At 55.4% G+C, this 15,587-nt stretch carries 12 protein-coding genes; 7 read left to right on the top strand and 5 right to left on the bottom strand.

Annotated features, from left to right (window positions below; translation table 11 throughout):
• Nucleotides 1–19: 19 nt before the first annotated feature.
• The 5 genes from gyrB to dnaA all read right to left on the bottom strand — a co-directional run bounded on the left by gyrB (nucleotide 20) and on the right by dnaA (nucleotide 7,648).
• The gene (gyrB, locus tag FPL19_RS07550) at nucleotides 20–2,434 is read right to left on the bottom strand and encodes a DNA topoisomerase (ATP-hydrolyzing) subunit B (protein ID WP_150911839.1); all 2,415 of its coding nucleotides are present in this window, start codon (nucleotides 2,432–2,434) and stop codon (nucleotides 20–22) included.
• Between the two features lie 68 nt (nucleotides 2,435–2,502).
• A complete protein-coding gene (gene recF / locus FPL19_RS07545; RefSeq protein ID WP_150911838.1) occupies nucleotides 2,503–3,618 on the bottom strand; it encodes a DNA replication/repair protein RecF in 1,116 nt (371 codons plus the stop codon).
• Between the two features lie 69 nt (nucleotides 3,619–3,687).
• A complete protein-coding gene (locus FPL19_RS07540) occupies nucleotides 3,688–4,959 on the bottom strand; it encodes an ABC1 kinase family protein (RefSeq protein WP_150911837.1) in 1,272 nt (423 codons plus the stop codon).
• A 69-nt stretch (nucleotides 4,960–5,028) separates the two neighbouring features.
• Entirely contained in the window at nucleotides 5,029–6,132 is a 1,104-nt protein-coding gene (gene dnaN, locus FPL19_RS07535; RefSeq protein WP_150911836.1) for a DNA polymerase III subunit beta, read from the bottom strand.
• 64 nt (nucleotides 6,133–6,196) lie between these two features.
• Nucleotides 6,197–7,648: a chromosomal replication initiator protein DnaA gene (gene dnaA / locus FPL19_RS07530; RefSeq protein WP_150911835.1), complete on the bottom strand. Its 1,452-nt coding sequence runs from the start codon at nucleotides 7,646–7,648 to the stop codon at nucleotides 6,197–6,199.
• Between the two features lie 583 nt (nucleotides 7,649–8,231).
• Between dnaA and rpmH the strand changes: the two genes are divergently transcribed.
• The 7 genes from rpmH (at nucleotide 8,232) to FPL19_RS07495 (ending at nucleotide 15,586) form a co-directional block, all read left to right on the top strand.
• On the top strand, nucleotides 8,232–8,366 hold the full coding sequence (rpmH, locus tag FPL19_RS07525) for a 50S ribosomal protein L34 (protein ID WP_008172542.1): 135 nt from the start codon (nucleotides 8,232–8,234) through the stop codon (nucleotides 8,364–8,366).
• A 15-nt stretch (nucleotides 8,367–8,381) separates the two neighbouring features.
• Entirely contained in the window at nucleotides 8,382–8,789 is a 408-nt protein-coding gene (gene rnpA / locus FPL19_RS07520; protein WP_150911834.1) for a ribonuclease P protein component, read from the top strand.
• Nucleotides 8,789–9,079, top strand: a complete 291-nt coding sequence (gene yidD, locus FPL19_RS07515; protein ID WP_150911833.1) for a membrane protein insertion efficiency factor YidD — start codon at nucleotides 8,789–8,791, stop codon at nucleotides 9,077–9,079. The genes rnpA and yidD overlap by 1 nt, the downstream gene beginning before the upstream one ends.
• A 4-nt stretch (nucleotides 9,080–9,083) precedes the next feature.
• Entirely contained in the window at nucleotides 9,084–10,808 is a 1,725-nt protein-coding gene (gene yidC / locus FPL19_RS07510) for a membrane protein insertase YidC (protein WP_150911832.1), read from the top strand.
• Between the two features lie 78 nt (nucleotides 10,809–10,886).
• Nucleotides 10,887–12,254, top strand: a complete 1,368-nt coding sequence (mnmE, locus tag FPL19_RS07505) for a tRNA uridine-5-carboxymethylaminomethyl(34) synthesis GTPase MnmE (protein ID WP_150911831.1) — start codon at nucleotides 10,887–10,889, stop codon at nucleotides 12,252–12,254.
• Nucleotides 12,255–12,412: 158 nt separating this feature from the next.
• Nucleotides 12,413–13,195, top strand: a complete 783-nt coding sequence (locus tag FPL19_RS07500) for a tetratricopeptide repeat protein (protein ID WP_191965236.1) — start codon at nucleotides 12,413–12,415, stop codon at nucleotides 13,193–13,195.
• Nucleotides 13,196–13,219: 24 nt separating this feature from the next.
• Complete coding sequence (locus FPL19_RS07495) at nucleotides 13,220–15,586, top strand: bifunctional diguanylate cyclase/phosphodiesterase (protein WP_225314329.1); 2,367 nt, start codon at nucleotides 13,220–13,222, stop codon at nucleotides 15,584–15,586.
• Nucleotide 15,587: the final 1 nt, after the last annotated feature.

Genomic DNA, 15,587 nt, shown 5'->3' with positions numbered 1-15,587 from the left:
CCCGGTGGAGCGGGCAGGGTCACACGTCCAGGTTGGTCACTTCCAGGGCATTGCTCTGGATGAACAGTCGGCGCGGCTCGACATCATCACCCATCAGTGTGGTGAAGATCTGGTCGGCGGCGAAGGCGTCCTCGATAGTCACCTTCATCATCCGGCGGGTTTCCGGATCCATGGTGGTTTCCCACAGCTGTTCCGGGTTCATCTCACCCAGTCCCTTGTAACGCTGGATGCTAAGACCTCGCTGGGCCTCTTTCATCAACCAATCCAAGGCGCCCTCGAAAGACAACACGGCCTGCTTGCGCTCGCCACGCTGGATGTAAGCGCCTTCTTCCACCAGACCGTCCAGGGTTTCACCCACGCGGGCAATCGCGGCGTAGGAGGAGGAGTCGAAGAATTCATGGCTGAACACGTGTTCGTGAGCAATACCATGCACATAAATGGTGACCTTCGGCAGGAAGATATGTCGCTCAGCATCCTTGGTCACCGAGAAGGTGTACTTGGTGCCGGTGCGGGTATCCAGTTGCAATCCGTCGCCAAGGCGCGCAACCCAGCGAGCTACCGCTTCCTCTGACTTCAGGTCTTCCATGTTCAAGGTAACGTTCTGCAGCATCTGCTCCAGTACCTTGGCAGGGTAGGCCCGTGACAGCCGGGAGATCATGTTCATCACCGCCTGATAGTCCTTCACCATGGTTTCCAGCGCGGAATCCTTGATCGCCGGAGCATCAGCGTTGACAAACAACTGCGCGCCTTCAAGGGCGGTCTGGGTGAGATAGGCCTCTTTGGCCTTCTCGTCCTTGATGTACTGCTCCTGCTTGCCCCGCTTTACCTTGTACAGTGGAGGCATGGCGATGAACACATGGCCACGCTCGATCAGTTCGCGCATCTGGCGGAACAGGAATGTCAGCAGCAGGGTGCGGATGTGGGAGCCGTCCACGTCAGCGTCGGTCATGATGATCAGCGAGTGATAGCGCAGCTTTTCCGGGTTGAATTCTTCCCGGCCGATGCCCGTACCCAGTGCAGTAATCAGGGTGCCGACTTCCGCGGAGGACAACATCTTGTCAAAACGCGCCTTTTCTACGTTCAGGATCTTACCTTTGAGCGGCAGAATAGCCTGGGTCTTCCGATCGCGGCCCTGTTTGGCACTGCCGCCGGCGGAATCACCCTCCACAATGAACAGTTCGGAAAGGGCAGGATCCTTTTCCTGGCAGTCTGCCAGCTTGCCAGGCAGCCCGGCGATATCAAGTGCGCCTTTGCGGCGGGTCATGTCCCGTGCCTTGCGGGCCGCTTCTCTGGCGCGGGCCGCGTCGATCATTTTGTTGACGATCAGCTTGGCTTCGGAAGGTTGTTCCTGGAGGAAATCGGCAAACGACTGGTAAAGTTCCTGCTCGACGGCCGTCTTTACTTCCGAGGACACCAGCTTGTCTTTGGTCTGGGAGGAGAACTTGGGATCAGGGACCTTCACACTGATGATGGCCGTCAGGCCTTCACGGGCATCGTCACCGGACGTAGCCACCTTGGCCTTCTTGCCAATGCCTTCCTGCTCGATGTAGTTATTCAGCGAACGCGTCAGGGCGGCACGGAAGCCGGCCAGATGTGTACCACCGTCTTTCTGGGGAATGTTATTGGTAAAGCAGTAGATGTTTTCCTGGAAGGCGTCGTTCCACTGCATGGCCACTTCAACAACCGTGCCGTCTTCCCGCTCCTTGATGAAATGGAACACGCGGTTGATCGGAGTCTTGTTGGAGTTCAGATGTTCTACGAACGCCCGTAGGCCGCCCTCGTATTCAAACACCTCTTCCTTGCCGGTGCGCTCGTCCTGCAGACGGATACGAACACCGCTGTTCAGGAAGGCCAGTTCCCGAAGGCGTTTGGCCAACAGGTCCCAGTGGAATTCAATGTTGGTAAAGGTGACCGGAGATGGCTTGAAATGGACCTTGGTGCCACTGGCATCGGTATCGCCAACCACGGCCAGCGGGCCCTTTGGGACGCCCTCAGCGTATGTCTGCTCGTAGACTTTACCGTCCCGTCGGATGGTAAGGGTGAGGTGGGCAGAAAGGGCGTTTACCACCGAGACACCTACACCGTGAAGACCCCCGGAAACTTTGTAGCTGTTGTCATCAAACTTACCACCCGCGTGCAGGACGGTCATGATGACCTCAGCGGCGGAAACACCTTCCTCTTCATGGAGGTCAACCGGAATGCCCCGGCCATTATCCCGCACGGTAATGGATTCATCGGCGTGAATCACAATGCCAATTTCGGAACAATGCCCTGCAAGCGCTTCGTCGATTGAGTTATCGACTACCTCGAACACCATGTGGTGCAGACCGGTGCCGTCGTCCGTGTCACCAATGTACATGCCCGGCCTTTTACGTACCGCATCCAGGCCTTTCAGAACCTTGATGCTGGAGGAATTATAAATCGATTCGCTCATTCAAAAACTCCTGAGGGTGATGTCCCGGTCGGCGGTTGTAACCATGTCAGTGCGCGCTATTCCGGGTTTTATTCTTCCGTCATTTTGCCATGTTCCACGTGGAACACTCGATACTCGGGCAACGGCTGTTGCCATAATTCTTCCGGCTTGGGCGGCTCAATAGAGGTCACAAAGACCTGGCATCTGAGCTCGTCAAGCTTTGAGGCCAGCATGGCCCGGTGGCCAACGTCCAGCTCCGCATTGATATCATCCAGCAGAAAAGTGACCTGTTTTTCCAGGTCAGCCAGTACCATGCCCTGGGCTATCTTCATGAGAATCACCAGGGTCTTCTGCTGACCACGTGAAAAGGTTTCTGCAACCGGACGCCCCTGGTATTTCAATCTCAGGTCTGCCCGGTTCGGACCATACAATGTGTGGCCCATCTTCACTTCCTGTTCCCGATGGAGTCGGAGCACATCCAATAACGACTGCCCGTCATCCCACCCCGGATAAAACAGGACCTTGAGGCCGTCGACCCAGGGAGCCGATACTTCACTCACCAGCCGAAAAAAGGCTTGATGGAAAAGTCCAAAAGTATGTTTTCTTGCCTTCGTCATGCGTTCGGCAAGCTCCACATACTGGGCGTCCCAGACCTTCATTAACGCTTCGTCCAGTCTACCATTTCTGAGGATTTGATTCCGCTGTGATGTGACTCTCTGACACTGCTGCCATAAGGAAGCATAAGAAGGTTCCACGTGGAACACTGACCAGTCCAGAAACTGGCGGCGCTTGCCCGGCCCGCCCGCAACGATATCGAAAACCCCAGGATCGATCACCGACACAGGCAAGTGCTGGGCCAGCACAGACATATTCCTGACTGCTTCACCATCCACGCGTAACGTGGTTTCTTTGGCGCTTACATCCCTGGCAATACCCAGCCGATGACGGATTGCGGTATCCCGTTCCGGATCAAAGCCCTGATCAAGACCACCGAATACCGTCAGTTTATGTTGGCCATGACTGACAACAGCTTGGTGTCGGTTCACACGGAAGGATCGGCCGAGACCCAGATAACCAATAGCTTCCAGCACACTGGTTTTGCCGCTGCCGTTTTCGCCGTAAAGCAGATTCATGGAGGGAGAGAAACTGACAGGTGAGCCCTGGAGATTCCGGAAATGTTCCGTTTGCAGTTTGACGAGCGCCATAAATCCCTGAAGTCTCAAGCCGGCCAAGGCGGGAACAATAAAGGGCAGCCAATTGGCTGCCCGGAGCGATCAGTGAAGCATGTTCAGCCGTTCGTCCATAAACACATCCATTTCCGGTGCCAGAATGTGCACGTAGCGGTCGAAATAAAGGAACTGCTTGAGAAGCAGGGCAAACTCCCTGGGGAAATGCAGCCCGTGCCCTTCACCAATCCTGACCATGTCCATCAGGATGTTATTCACATCGTCATCAGCCTGTTCCGCATAGTAGGGAACATCATCCGGCACCATCTTATCCATCTGCTGATACAGCTTACGCAGGTCGTTCGCCAGCTCGCTGACAACCACCCGCTGATGGGTGATGCCAATCCGGATCATGGCATCGGCCATGCCATCGAAATTGCCAACCATCACCGAGGAAATAAAATCGCTCACTGCCTGCCAGGTGTCCGGTCGAATGCGACCGACAATGCCGAAATCGATAAATCCGACCCGACCGTCCTTAAGCACCATCAGATTCCCCGCATGAACATCCGCATGGAAAAATTCGCATTGCGTCAGGCTGGAGAACCAGGTGTTCATCGCAGTAATCAGCGTACGCTCTGGATCGCGGGCATACCCTCGAATACTCTCCAGGTCCGTCAGCGGTACGCCATGGAATCTCTCCATGGTGAGAATACGTCGGGTGCTGGCCTCTTCGTAGACTTTCGGCACCGTGGCATCTTCATTGTGGGTGTTGTGGAGAAATTCCCGGAACACCTTGAGATTGTTCGCTTCCTTGATGAAATCGCATTCTTCCATCATGGTGCGCTGGATTTCTTCGACAATGCCCGACATGGACGTCCATGACAGCTTGGGCGCCAGGGTCTCCAGAATTCTGGCAGACAGGTAAAGGAAATTCAGGTCCGTCAGCAGAATGGTTTCCACCCCCGGCTTCTGAACCTTGATCACCACTTCCTCCCCGGTCACCAGGGTGGCGGGATGCACCTGGGCAATCGAAGCCGAGGCCAGGGCGACCGGATCAATATCGGAGAACACTTCCTCAATGGGCCGGCCCAATTCGTCCCGAATGATCTTACGGATCACGCTATAGGGCAGGCTGGGAGTTCGATCCAGGCAGTACTGGAACTCTTCCACATAGGCCTTGGGGAAGAAGGTGGGGGAGCTGGCAATAAACTGACCCAGTTTGATGTAGGTGGCCCCCAATGACTCAAAGGTCTCGCGCAACAGACGTGGTGCCGGCGGCCGCTCACCCCGCACCCAGTTGATGCCGGTGCGGCCCAGTACGGAGACCGTCTGGCCGATCCTGAAAGCGCCCTTGAGACTGTTGGTCACGGTTCCCATAATCGTTTTCCTCAAATTCCCGATGCTCGAAAGTGTCATCCTTTACCGACCCGCATTATCCATCGTGACCTAGAGCCGCATGGGCATCACTACGTACAGGCAGCGGTTATCGTTCTGGGATTCGATCAGCGCGCTGCTGTTAGGATTGGCCAGCGTAATCTTGACCTGGTCATCATCCAGCGCATTCATCACGTCCACCAGATAGCCTACGTTAAACCCGATCTGCAGGGATTCGCCCTGATACTCGACAGGCAATGCGTCTTCGGCCTGTTCCTGATCCGGGTTGTTGGCAAAGACCCCGAGCTCGTTGGGGGAGAGGTTCAGCCGCACACCACGAATGTTTTCATGAGACAGGATACCGGCACGCTGCAGGGTATTTTTCAGGGTGGCACGGTCTGCCAGCACCACCTTGTCGCCGCCGCGGGGGATAACCCGGTTGTAATCCGGGAACTTGCCCTCGATCAGTTTGGAGGTGAAGGTGTACGCGCCTACGGTGGCTCTCAGATGGTTGTCGCCAATCACCAGGGTAACCGGTGTCTCCACGTCATCCAGCAGCCGTGCCAGTTCCAGAACACCCTTGCGGGGCACAATCACCTGCCGTGGGTCCGGGCAACCGGTCGCCAGATCCACATGGGCCATGGCCAGTCGATGGCCGTCGGTAGCCACAGTACGAACGTGGTCTTTATCCACTTCCAGCAACAACCCGTTCAGATAGTACCGCACATCCTGCTGAGCCATGGCAAACGCAGTCGCGTCCAACATCCGCCCAAGTTCTTTCTGCGGCAGCTCCAGGCGAAAACTCTCTTCCTCATCTTCCACATTGGGAAAATGCTCAGCCGGCAATGTCGACAGGGTAAAATGACTGGCACCACAACGCAGGTGCAGCCGATCGCCTTCCAGCGCCAGCTCGATGGGCGCTTCCTCGCCCAGAGCCCGGCAAATATCGGAAAGCTTCCTGGCGGGAACGGTAATCCGCCCCGGCTGGTCCACATGAACCGGAGTAACCCGGCCCACCAGCTCCACTTCCATATTGGTACCGGTCAGGGTCAGGGTATTGTCTTCTGCCACCAGCAACACGTTGGATAGCACCGGCATGGTCTGTTTGCGCTCAACCACCCCGGCAATGGATTGCAGGGGAGTCAGCAGGGATTCACGACTGATTGTCAGTTTCATGGCACTCAGCATTCTTTTATTGGACGGTGAATGGGTATCAGCTAAAGAGTCATCTGCCGCTTTGTCAGGTCGTCAGTAGCCGCATAAAGTTCTGATAATCTTCCCGGATGCCCGGGTCCGTTTCCTGGAGTTCAATTATTTTCTTGCAGGCGTGAAGCACTGTGGTGTGATCACGCCCGCCAAACGCATCGCCAATTTCCGGCAGGCTGTGGTTCGTCAATTCTTTAGCCAGGGACATGGCAACCTGCCGTGGCCGGGTCACGGTCCGGGTGCGGCGCTTCGAATGCAGATCCGCCACCTTGATCTTGTAATATTCCGCCACCGTGCGCTGAATGTTATCAATACTGACCTGCTTTTCATGCAAGGCAAGCAAGTCTTTCAGGCTTTCACGGATAAACGGCGGGGTAATCTCCGAGCCCGTGAAGTGAGCATTCGCTATCACCAGACGCAGTGCGCCTTCTAACTCTCGTACGTTCGATCGAATTTTCTGGGCAATAAAAAAAGCCGCTTCGCTGCTGAGTTTAACGTTCACCTGCTCGGCTTTTTTCATCAATATCGCCACACGGGTCTCAAGCTCCGGGGGCTCGACCATCACAGTCAGGCCCCAGCCAAATCGGGATTTGAGCCGCTCTTCCATATCAACGATTTCTTTGGGAAAGCGGTCGCAGGTCACTATGACCTGTTGCCCGCCTTCCAGCAACGCATTGAAGGTATGGAAAAACTCCTCCTGGGAGCGTTCCTTACGGGCAAAAAACTGGATATCGTCAATCAGCAGTGCATCCACTGACCGGTAATAACGCTTGAATTCGTTAATGGCGTTGAGCTGTAACGCCTTGACCATATCCGCAACAAACCGCTCCGACCTCAGATAGGCCACCTTGGCGCGCGGATTGCGACGAACGATCTCGTTGCCGATGGCATGCATCAGGTGGGTCTTACCCAGACCCACGCCGCCATACAAAAACAGCGGGTTGTAGGCTCCGCCAGGGTTTTCCGCTACCTGCATGGACGCTGCCCGCGCCAGCTGGTTGGATTTACCCTCGACAAACGTGTCAAAGGTGAACCCCTCATTGAGAAAACTCTGATGCTTGATGTCGCCTTCCACCTGCACGGACGGCCGACCATTCGCGCTTTTAGCTCTGGCCCGCGGTACTGCAACCGTCTCGGCAATGCCTCTTTCTTCTTCCGTCACATGACTGCTGACCGTTTCCCGCTCGGCAGCATGGCCATTCACTGACGTTTCCGAGCGTACGACCATTTCGGCGCCGCTGGGCGCAGAACCAACCTTCATGCCCACCCTTGGCGCCTGCCCGCCTTCGAGATCCTTTAATACTTCTTCTATACGTCGCAGGTATTTTTCATTCACCCAGTCCATCACAAACCGATTGGGGGCAAACAGCATAAGCTGGCCCTCCCGGTGATCGGACTGTAATGGCCTGAGCCAGGTATTGAACTGCTGAGCGGGGAACTCGTCCCGAAGCACTTCCAGGCACTGATGCCAGAGTTTGTTGGGCACGATGTTCTGCCTCCAATGCCTAAAAATCGTGACCCAGAATTCTAACCCGCGCACCCCCCGAGTGAAAGTGTAAAACCAAACTAATAAACAGCCTGTGGAATTCTTTATTCTTTTAAATCAATTTTTTACAGACTTACCTACAGGGTTGTGTACAGAAATCTCCTGAAAAATAGTTATACACAGAGGGGTGTGCGCGAATGCCTCTGAGCCCTGTGGAGAACCCTGAAAACTTCGGTGGATAAAACCACTGATTCTGGGAACGCCAGGTTACGCACAATCCGTACTGGCTCCATCCACAAGGCTCACCCCGCCTTATGAACAGGGTTAACCTCAACGTAAGCACCTGATAAGAATTGATTTAATTGGCCTTTCCACAGAAATACCGCTGCGTAATAACAGTAGTAATAATCTTTTAAGAGATTTAAAAGAAAACCTAATGATGTAATTACCACACCGGCTACCACGGCCGCCGTTTTTACCCATTGAATTCCCTCTCCGCATTGCATAGAATGCCGCTCCTGTTTCGGTTGTTCATTTTCCAGTCAACCATTGAATTCCTAACTCGTATTGTGAGATCGACATCATGAAAAGAACGTTTCAACCAAGCGTACTGAAGCGTAAGCGCGTTCACGGTTTCCGTGCTCGCATGGCCACTGCCAACGGTCGCAAAGTTATTTCGCGTCGCCGCGCCAAAGGCCGTGCCCGTCTGTCTGCGTAACGCGTTGACTGCCTGATGAAGGCTTTGAGCTTTCCAAAGTCGTCGCGGTTGCTGACACCAAGGGATTACGCCAGAGTCTTCAACGATGTCCAGATCAGGGTTCCCCACCGGAATTTCCTGATTCTGGCAACACCGAATGAAGTTAACCAAGCCAGAATAGGCCTGGTTTTTTCCAAGAAAAACCTGAAACTGGCTGTTCAGCGGAACCGGGTAAAACGACGGGTTCGCGAAACCTTCAGACTGCAGCCTGATTTTCCTGCCCTGGACATTGTCGTTCTGGGAAGACGCGGCCTGGCGGATATCGATAACGCGGTGCTGAACCAGTTGCTGGACGATCTCTGGTCCAGACTGAAACGCAAACACCGGCATTTGACCACAACGGTGTCCCACGACCAGACGGACGCTTCCGAAGGACGGGGTTAATGCGCAAACTGTTACTCCTCCCCATTCGATTCTATCAGTACGCTATCAGTCCCATGATGGCCAGTCATTGCCGTTACTATCCAACCTGTTCCCAATATGCCGTTGAAGCCATTACCTGTCATGGTGGAATAAAAGGAATTTTTCTTGCGGTAAAACGCCTTCTCAGGTGTCATCCCTGGGCCCATGGCGGGTATGATCCCGTACCGGGCACTGACGTTCGTAAAGACTCATCATCGGTCTGTTGCGGGCCGGCTGACCAAACCCATATTCCCAACCAGACAAAACTCTAAGTGTATGGATATTCAACGAATAGTAATTTATGTCGGCCTCGCAATTGTCAGCTACATGATGATACTGGCCTGGAACGAAGACTATAATCAGCCGCAGTCGACACAGGTAGCCGAAGAACAGGCAACCGTTTCTCCATCCGGCTCCGGTGGAGATTTTGAGGTTCCCGCCACTTCATCAGGCATGTCGGGAGAGAATACCCAGGCATCGGACGGAGAATTTTCAACTCCGGAAGCCGACCAACAGACCCTGCCCAGTGCCGATACCGCCAGTGCTGAAGCCAGCGATCAGCTGATTACCGTGCGAACCGATGTCTACGAGATCACGATCGACCGGGTCGGCGGTAATCTTATCCAGAGCTCTTTACTCCAGTATGACCGTTCCCTGGACAGCGATGAGTCCCTGCGTCTGCTGCAAAATACCAAGCAGCGTACCTACATCATGGAAAGCGGCCTGATTGGTAAAAACGGCATTGATAATCGCCGGCAGGGTCAGAGTGCACTCTATTCAGCCTCGGCAAATGAATATGTACTCGAGGAAGGTGAAGATACGCTTACCGTCAATCTCGAACTGACGACCGAATCCGGCGTCAGTATTACCAAGCAGTATCAGTTTGCCCGGGACAGCTATGAAATTGACGTCCGTTACCTGATCAATAACCAGTCCAGTGAACCCTGGCAGGCCAATATGACAGGCAAAATCGTGCGGGATCAGGCACCGGACCCGACTGCACAGACCAGCCTGGGCATTCGCGCCTATCTCGGTATGGTTGTTAGCTCCTCCGAAGATCCCTACGAGAAATACGACTTTGATGATCTTCGGGAAAATCCGGTCAACCGCTCGGTAACCAACGGATGGCTGGCCTTTCTGCAGCACTATTTCCTGTCCGCATGGATACCGGAACAGGGACAACCCGCCCAGTTCCAGACAACCCAGCGTGGCAATCTGTTTGTGATGGGTTTTGTCTATCCGGCGACCCAGGTTGCGCCAGGCCAGACCGGTGAGGTAGCCGCCAGAGCCTATGTCGGCCCCAAGATCATTGAACGGCTGGAAAACGTCGCGCCCAATCTTGACCGGACTGTCGACTTCGGCTTCCTGTTCTTCATCGCCCTGCCGCTGTTCATCATTCTGGACTGGTTCTACGGCCTGGTGGGTAACTGGGGCGTGGCCATCATCCTGTTGACGGTTCTGGTCAAGGCGGTTTTCTTCAAGCTGTCGGCCACCAGCTATCGTTCCATGGCCCGGATGCGGGCGGTGGCGCCACAGCTGACACGCTTGAAAGAGCTCTATGGTGATGACCGCCAGCGCATGTCTCAGGAAATGATGGCGCTGTACAAGAAGGAAAAAATCAATCCACTGGGTGGCTGTCTGCCGATACTGGTGCAGATGCCGGTGTTCATCTCGCTCTACTGGGTTCTGTTCGAGAGCGTTCAGCTGCGCCATGCGCCCTTTATGCTCTGGATCAACGACCTGTCAGTGATGGACCCCTACTTCATCCTGCCGCTGCTGATGGGCGCGAGCATGATGTTGCAGATGCACCTGAACCCGACACCGCCGGATCCGATGCAGGCGAAAATCATGAAGATGATGCCTATTGTTTTCACAGTCTTCTTCCTGTGGTTCCCGGCTGGCCTGGTGCTTTACTGGTTGACCAACAACATTCTGTCCATCGCCCAGCAGTGGTACATTACCCGCAAGATTGAACGGGAAATGGCCGCGAAAAAAGGCTGACATCTGCCAGTGGTTTAAATAACCAGACTTTCAGAGGCTCCTAATCAGGAGCCTCTGCTGTTTCAGGAATGCAAGATAATGCTCAATGCCACCGATACAATTGCTGCGATCGCGACGGCGCCCGGCCAGTCCGGTGTCGGTATTGTGAGAATCAGCGGGCCCGGAGTCAGTGACATTGCCCGTCAGATGCTGGGCTTTGTCCCCAAACCCCGCTATGCCCACTACGGTCCTTTCTACGACACCCATAGCCAACTCATCGACGAAGGTATCGGGCTGTTTTTTCCCAACCCCCACTCTTTTACCGGTGAGGATGTACTGGAGCTTCAGGGTCATGGCGGCACGGTTATTCTCGACCTGCTGCTTCGGGCGGCTTGCGAGCTGGGAGCGAGATTGGCAAGACCGGGTGAATTTTCCGAGCGGGCGTTTCTCAACGACAAACTCGACCTGACCCAGGCCGAAGCCATCGCCGATCTGATCGAAAGCAGCTCCGAACAGGCGGCCCGATGCGCGGTTCGGTCCCTGCAGGGAGCGTTTTCACGGCGCATTGACGCACTGGTCGAAGCGGTAACGCACCTGCGGATCTATGTGGAAGCGGCGATCGACTTCCCGGAGGAGGAAATCGATTTCCTGGCAGACGGCAAAGTGGCAAACGACCTTGGCCAGCTGTTGTCAGATCTTGATGAGATACTGGCGGAGGCACAGCAGGGATCGATTCTGCGGGAAGGCATGAAAGTGGTGATCGCCGGCAGACCCAACGCCGGTAAATCCAGCCTGTTGAATGCCCTGGCCGGCCGCGAGGCCGCCATTGTCACCGCCGTGGAAGGTACCACCCGGGACGTGCTCAGGGAACATATCCACATTGACGGTATGCCGCTGCACATTATTGACACCGCGGGTCTCAGAGATAGCCCCGACGAAGTGGAGCAAATCGGCATTGCTCGGGCATGGGATGAGATTGGTCAGGCGGATCGTATCCTGCTGATGGTGGACGCCACCACCACAACCGCAACCGAACCGCATCAACTGTGGCCGGACCTGATCGACCGACTACCGGACAGCGCGCCTTTGACCGTAATTCGCAACAAGGTGGATCTGACCGGCGAAACTGTCGGCATTGAGCAGGCGGCTCACAGCGCTCCAATACTGCGGATTGCCGCCCGATCCTCGGAAGGACTGGAAGAGCTGAGGGATCACCTGAAAGCCTGCATGGGGTTTGCCAGTACCACCGAAGGCGGCTTCCTTGCCCGCCGGCGACATCTGGACGCATTGGAGCGTGCAAGAAGCGCCATGGTACAGGGCCAGGACCAGCTGCAGGGCTATGGCGCCGGTGAGTTGCTGGCCGAAGATTTGCGCGCTGCCCAGGATGCCTTGGGGGAAATCACCGGCGCCATGACACCGGATGATTTGTTGGGCAAAATTTTCAGTAGTTTCTGTATTGGCAAGTGAATGGCAGAAAGAAACAGTTTGAAGCCGTGTTCTTCCGTGTGAAACTGAGGGTTCCATTGACTGCCGTGAACGGCTGGTGAGTTCAGATGTATCGCCTATATTCGTGTTGGTTAATAGCGCTTTTTCTGTCCGGTTGCGCCAGTATTGATGGCAGCCGCATGGCCGCTATTTTCTCTGGTCCCCAGGAACCCGACTCTTCCGATGCCAGCCGCTATGAGAATGAACGCCAGACGCTGTTCAATCAGCCCTATATAGATCCGTTGACAGACTACCTGATCGAGTATCAGGGCGATCCGGACCGCACCGAGGTCCTTCGGCAAGTCAGAAGGGAGCGTGACCGCCGCTGCGACAAGGTAGCCGATGAATACGGCGGTGAACCTGCTACCGAAGTGGTGCTTGAACGTTACAACATCAGTTATGGCTACTCCTGCCCGGAACAGGTGGCAAATTTCGAAAATCGGGTGGATCGCCAGGAATCTCAGAAAGAACTGGAACCTGAATCCAAAACTGCACCTGAGACAGAAAGCCAACCGGTGACGGCAGAGATACCCGAACCTGCTGACCCGGTGGATAAGCCGGTCCTTTCTGACCAGGCCCTGAGCGATTGCTATCTACTCACCACCATCCGCAACTTCAGTGCCGCCAGAAAAGCCTGTCTGGAACCGGCAGAGAAGGGCGACGTGCGATCCCAGGCGAATATGGCGGTGATAGCCCATGCCTTCGAGGATTACACCAGCGCGTTTGAGTGGGCGGAAAAGGCCGCGGCCGGTTCCGCCGACGCCGCTTTTCTGCTGGGGCAGATGTTCGCCCGCGGACAAGGTGTCAGCCAGAATATGAATAAGGCGGTATACTGGTACCGACAAGCCGCCAGTCAGGGGCACAAGGAAGCGCGGGTGGCACTTGATAGCCAGCCTGATACCAGACCTGAAGGCGAACTCTGATTTACTGCTCGAGGATGCCTTTTAATGCCGGGGATGCTTCCCAGCCGGCGCAATAGCCGAAAAGATCTGTCGTCACGCCAGTCCATCATGTGGATGCTCGGGCTTTTGCTGCTGGTGTTTATCGCCGGCATGTTCCTGCTGTCCAGGCTGAACCTCAGCTACTCCCGGGATGCCCTGTCTGACCTGCGTCGACAGCAGATCAATGAAGTCGTAAGCGCGGGATTGTCCAGAATTGATGCCCGTCAGGCCGCGCTGGCCAGTTACACGGTGACCCTTGCCAACGTGGGGGAAAGCTTCCACCAAATGCAGGAGACAGGCTCGCCGGACATGACAGAAACCATGTTCCGGGACAGTCTGGAAAGCAGCGTGAAAGCCCATTTAAGGGATTTTGAGGGGGCTGCTGGCGCCGGCCTCTGGTTTGAGCCGGGGATTTTCTCCGAGAAGGGCAATAGTTACATGCCCTATTTCGTTAAGACGGGAGAAGCTGGCGATTTGACCCGGCTGGATACCGAGTCTCGTTTTGAAAGCTACCGCAATGCGCCCTGGTTCAACCGCACCCTTGAGCCGAAGGTAGAAGGCGTTCCCGCCAGTGCCGGCAAAGTCTACTGGTCCCCAGTATATTTTGATCTGAATACTGAACGTGCGCTGGTCACCCTGGCCAGCCCAATGTTCGACCGCACTGGAAGGCTACTGGGTATGGCCACGACCGCCTGGGGCGCAGATCAGATCATTGATCTTGTCAGCCGTATTACCGTTACCGACCACAGCTTTGCCTTTCTCAATGACCGAAATAACCGCAATCTGTCCAGCCTCAGTGAAGGAGACGACACCCTTGAGGAACAGGCACTGATTGATGCCATACTGGCGCTTGAGCTTGGCAGCAGCCTCGGGGACCAGTCCGCGGCAGCTGAGCCTGAGCGGAATACGCTGCAGACCCGTGCGCTGACCGTCGGCGGCAGGGAGTTCGAGCTTTACTTCGCGGCCACTGACGGCGGACTGGTCTATGGCGCCGGGGTTCCCCGGGACGAAATCAATGCCGTGTTGCGTCCCATGGAAAAGGCTAACCAGCGGATTCTGGTAGGAACCGTTTCTGCCATGCTGTTGCTGAGCCTGTATCTGCTGTACCGGATTATCCAGCTGATTCGGGAACTGCAGGCGTCCTATACTGATGGGCTTACCGGCCTGCCCAATCGGGTCCGCCTGTTGCGGGATCTACAGGACCGGGAGGCGGCTTCACTGCTGATCATCAACCTGGACCGCTTCAACCAGATCAACAGCCTGTTCGGCAATGAGTGCGGAGATCATGTCCTGCTGGCAGTGGCCACGCGGCTGGCAGGATTCAGCAGCCAGTACACCCCCAGACCACTGCGGATATTCCGCCTGCCCGGCGACGAGTTCGGAATCCTGGCCCCGGCAATGGATCCTGAAGCGGTTCTGGATCTTGCCAGCCAGGTTCGTCAATTGGTTACTGGCGATCGCTTTTATTGGCAACGGCAAAGCCTCATGGTGGATGTCAGCATCGGTGCGGCCATGCGCAGCAAACGCAGGCCCGAGGAAGTTGCCGATCAGCTGGTGAGCCAGGCCAAGGTGGCCGTGTTGCAGGCCCGTGAACAGGGACGTCACTATCTGCTGTACGATCCGGCGGTGGGTGTCGAGGAAAACTACGAGAACAACCTGTACTGGGCCAATCGCCTGAAAGAGGCGCTGGACAATGACCGTCTGGTGCCCTGGTTTCAGCCGATCCATAATAATCAGACAGGTGTTATCACCAAATACGAATGCCTGGTGAGGATGATTGAGCCCGATGGCAGCGTGATCAGCGCCGGACGCTTTATCGATATTGCCAACAAGTTGCGTCTCAACCGGCGAATCACCGCGTTGATGATCGAGAAATGCTTTGCCTCCTTTACCGCGCGCACCGAGGAGTTTTCCATCAACCTGTCCTACGGTGATATCGCGGAACCGGAAACCGTGGCACAGATACTGTCGGCGTTGGAATCCTCAGGCATTGGTAATCGCGTGATTTTCGAGCTTCTCGAATCAGACGGTATCTCAAGCTACGACGACATCCGTCTGTTTATCGAACGGGTCAAACCCTTCGGTTGTCGAGTGGCCATCGATGATTTTGGAACCGGCTATTCCAACTTTTCCCATCTCCTGAGTCTGAACGTGGACTACATCAAGATTGACGGCAGTCTGATTCGCAATCTCCATGAAGATCACACAGCCTTTCTGGTCACCAGCGGCATAGTTCAGTTTGCCCGCAGTCTGAACATGCGCACGGTGGCCGAGTATGTTCATAACGACGCAGTCCAGGCTCGGGTTCGCGAACTGGGCATTGATTACTCCCAGGGCGAGTATTTCAGCATGCCCGTGGCCAGCCTGACCTGAA

It is taken from the genome of Marinobacter halotolerans (assembly GCF_008795985.1).
GTDB classification, from domain to species: Bacteria; Pseudomonadota; Gammaproteobacteria; order Pseudomonadales; family Oleiphilaceae; genus Marinobacter; species Marinobacter halotolerans.
Note: the sequence above shows the minus strand (reverse complement) of the source record. Positions and strands in the feature narration are given on the sequence as shown.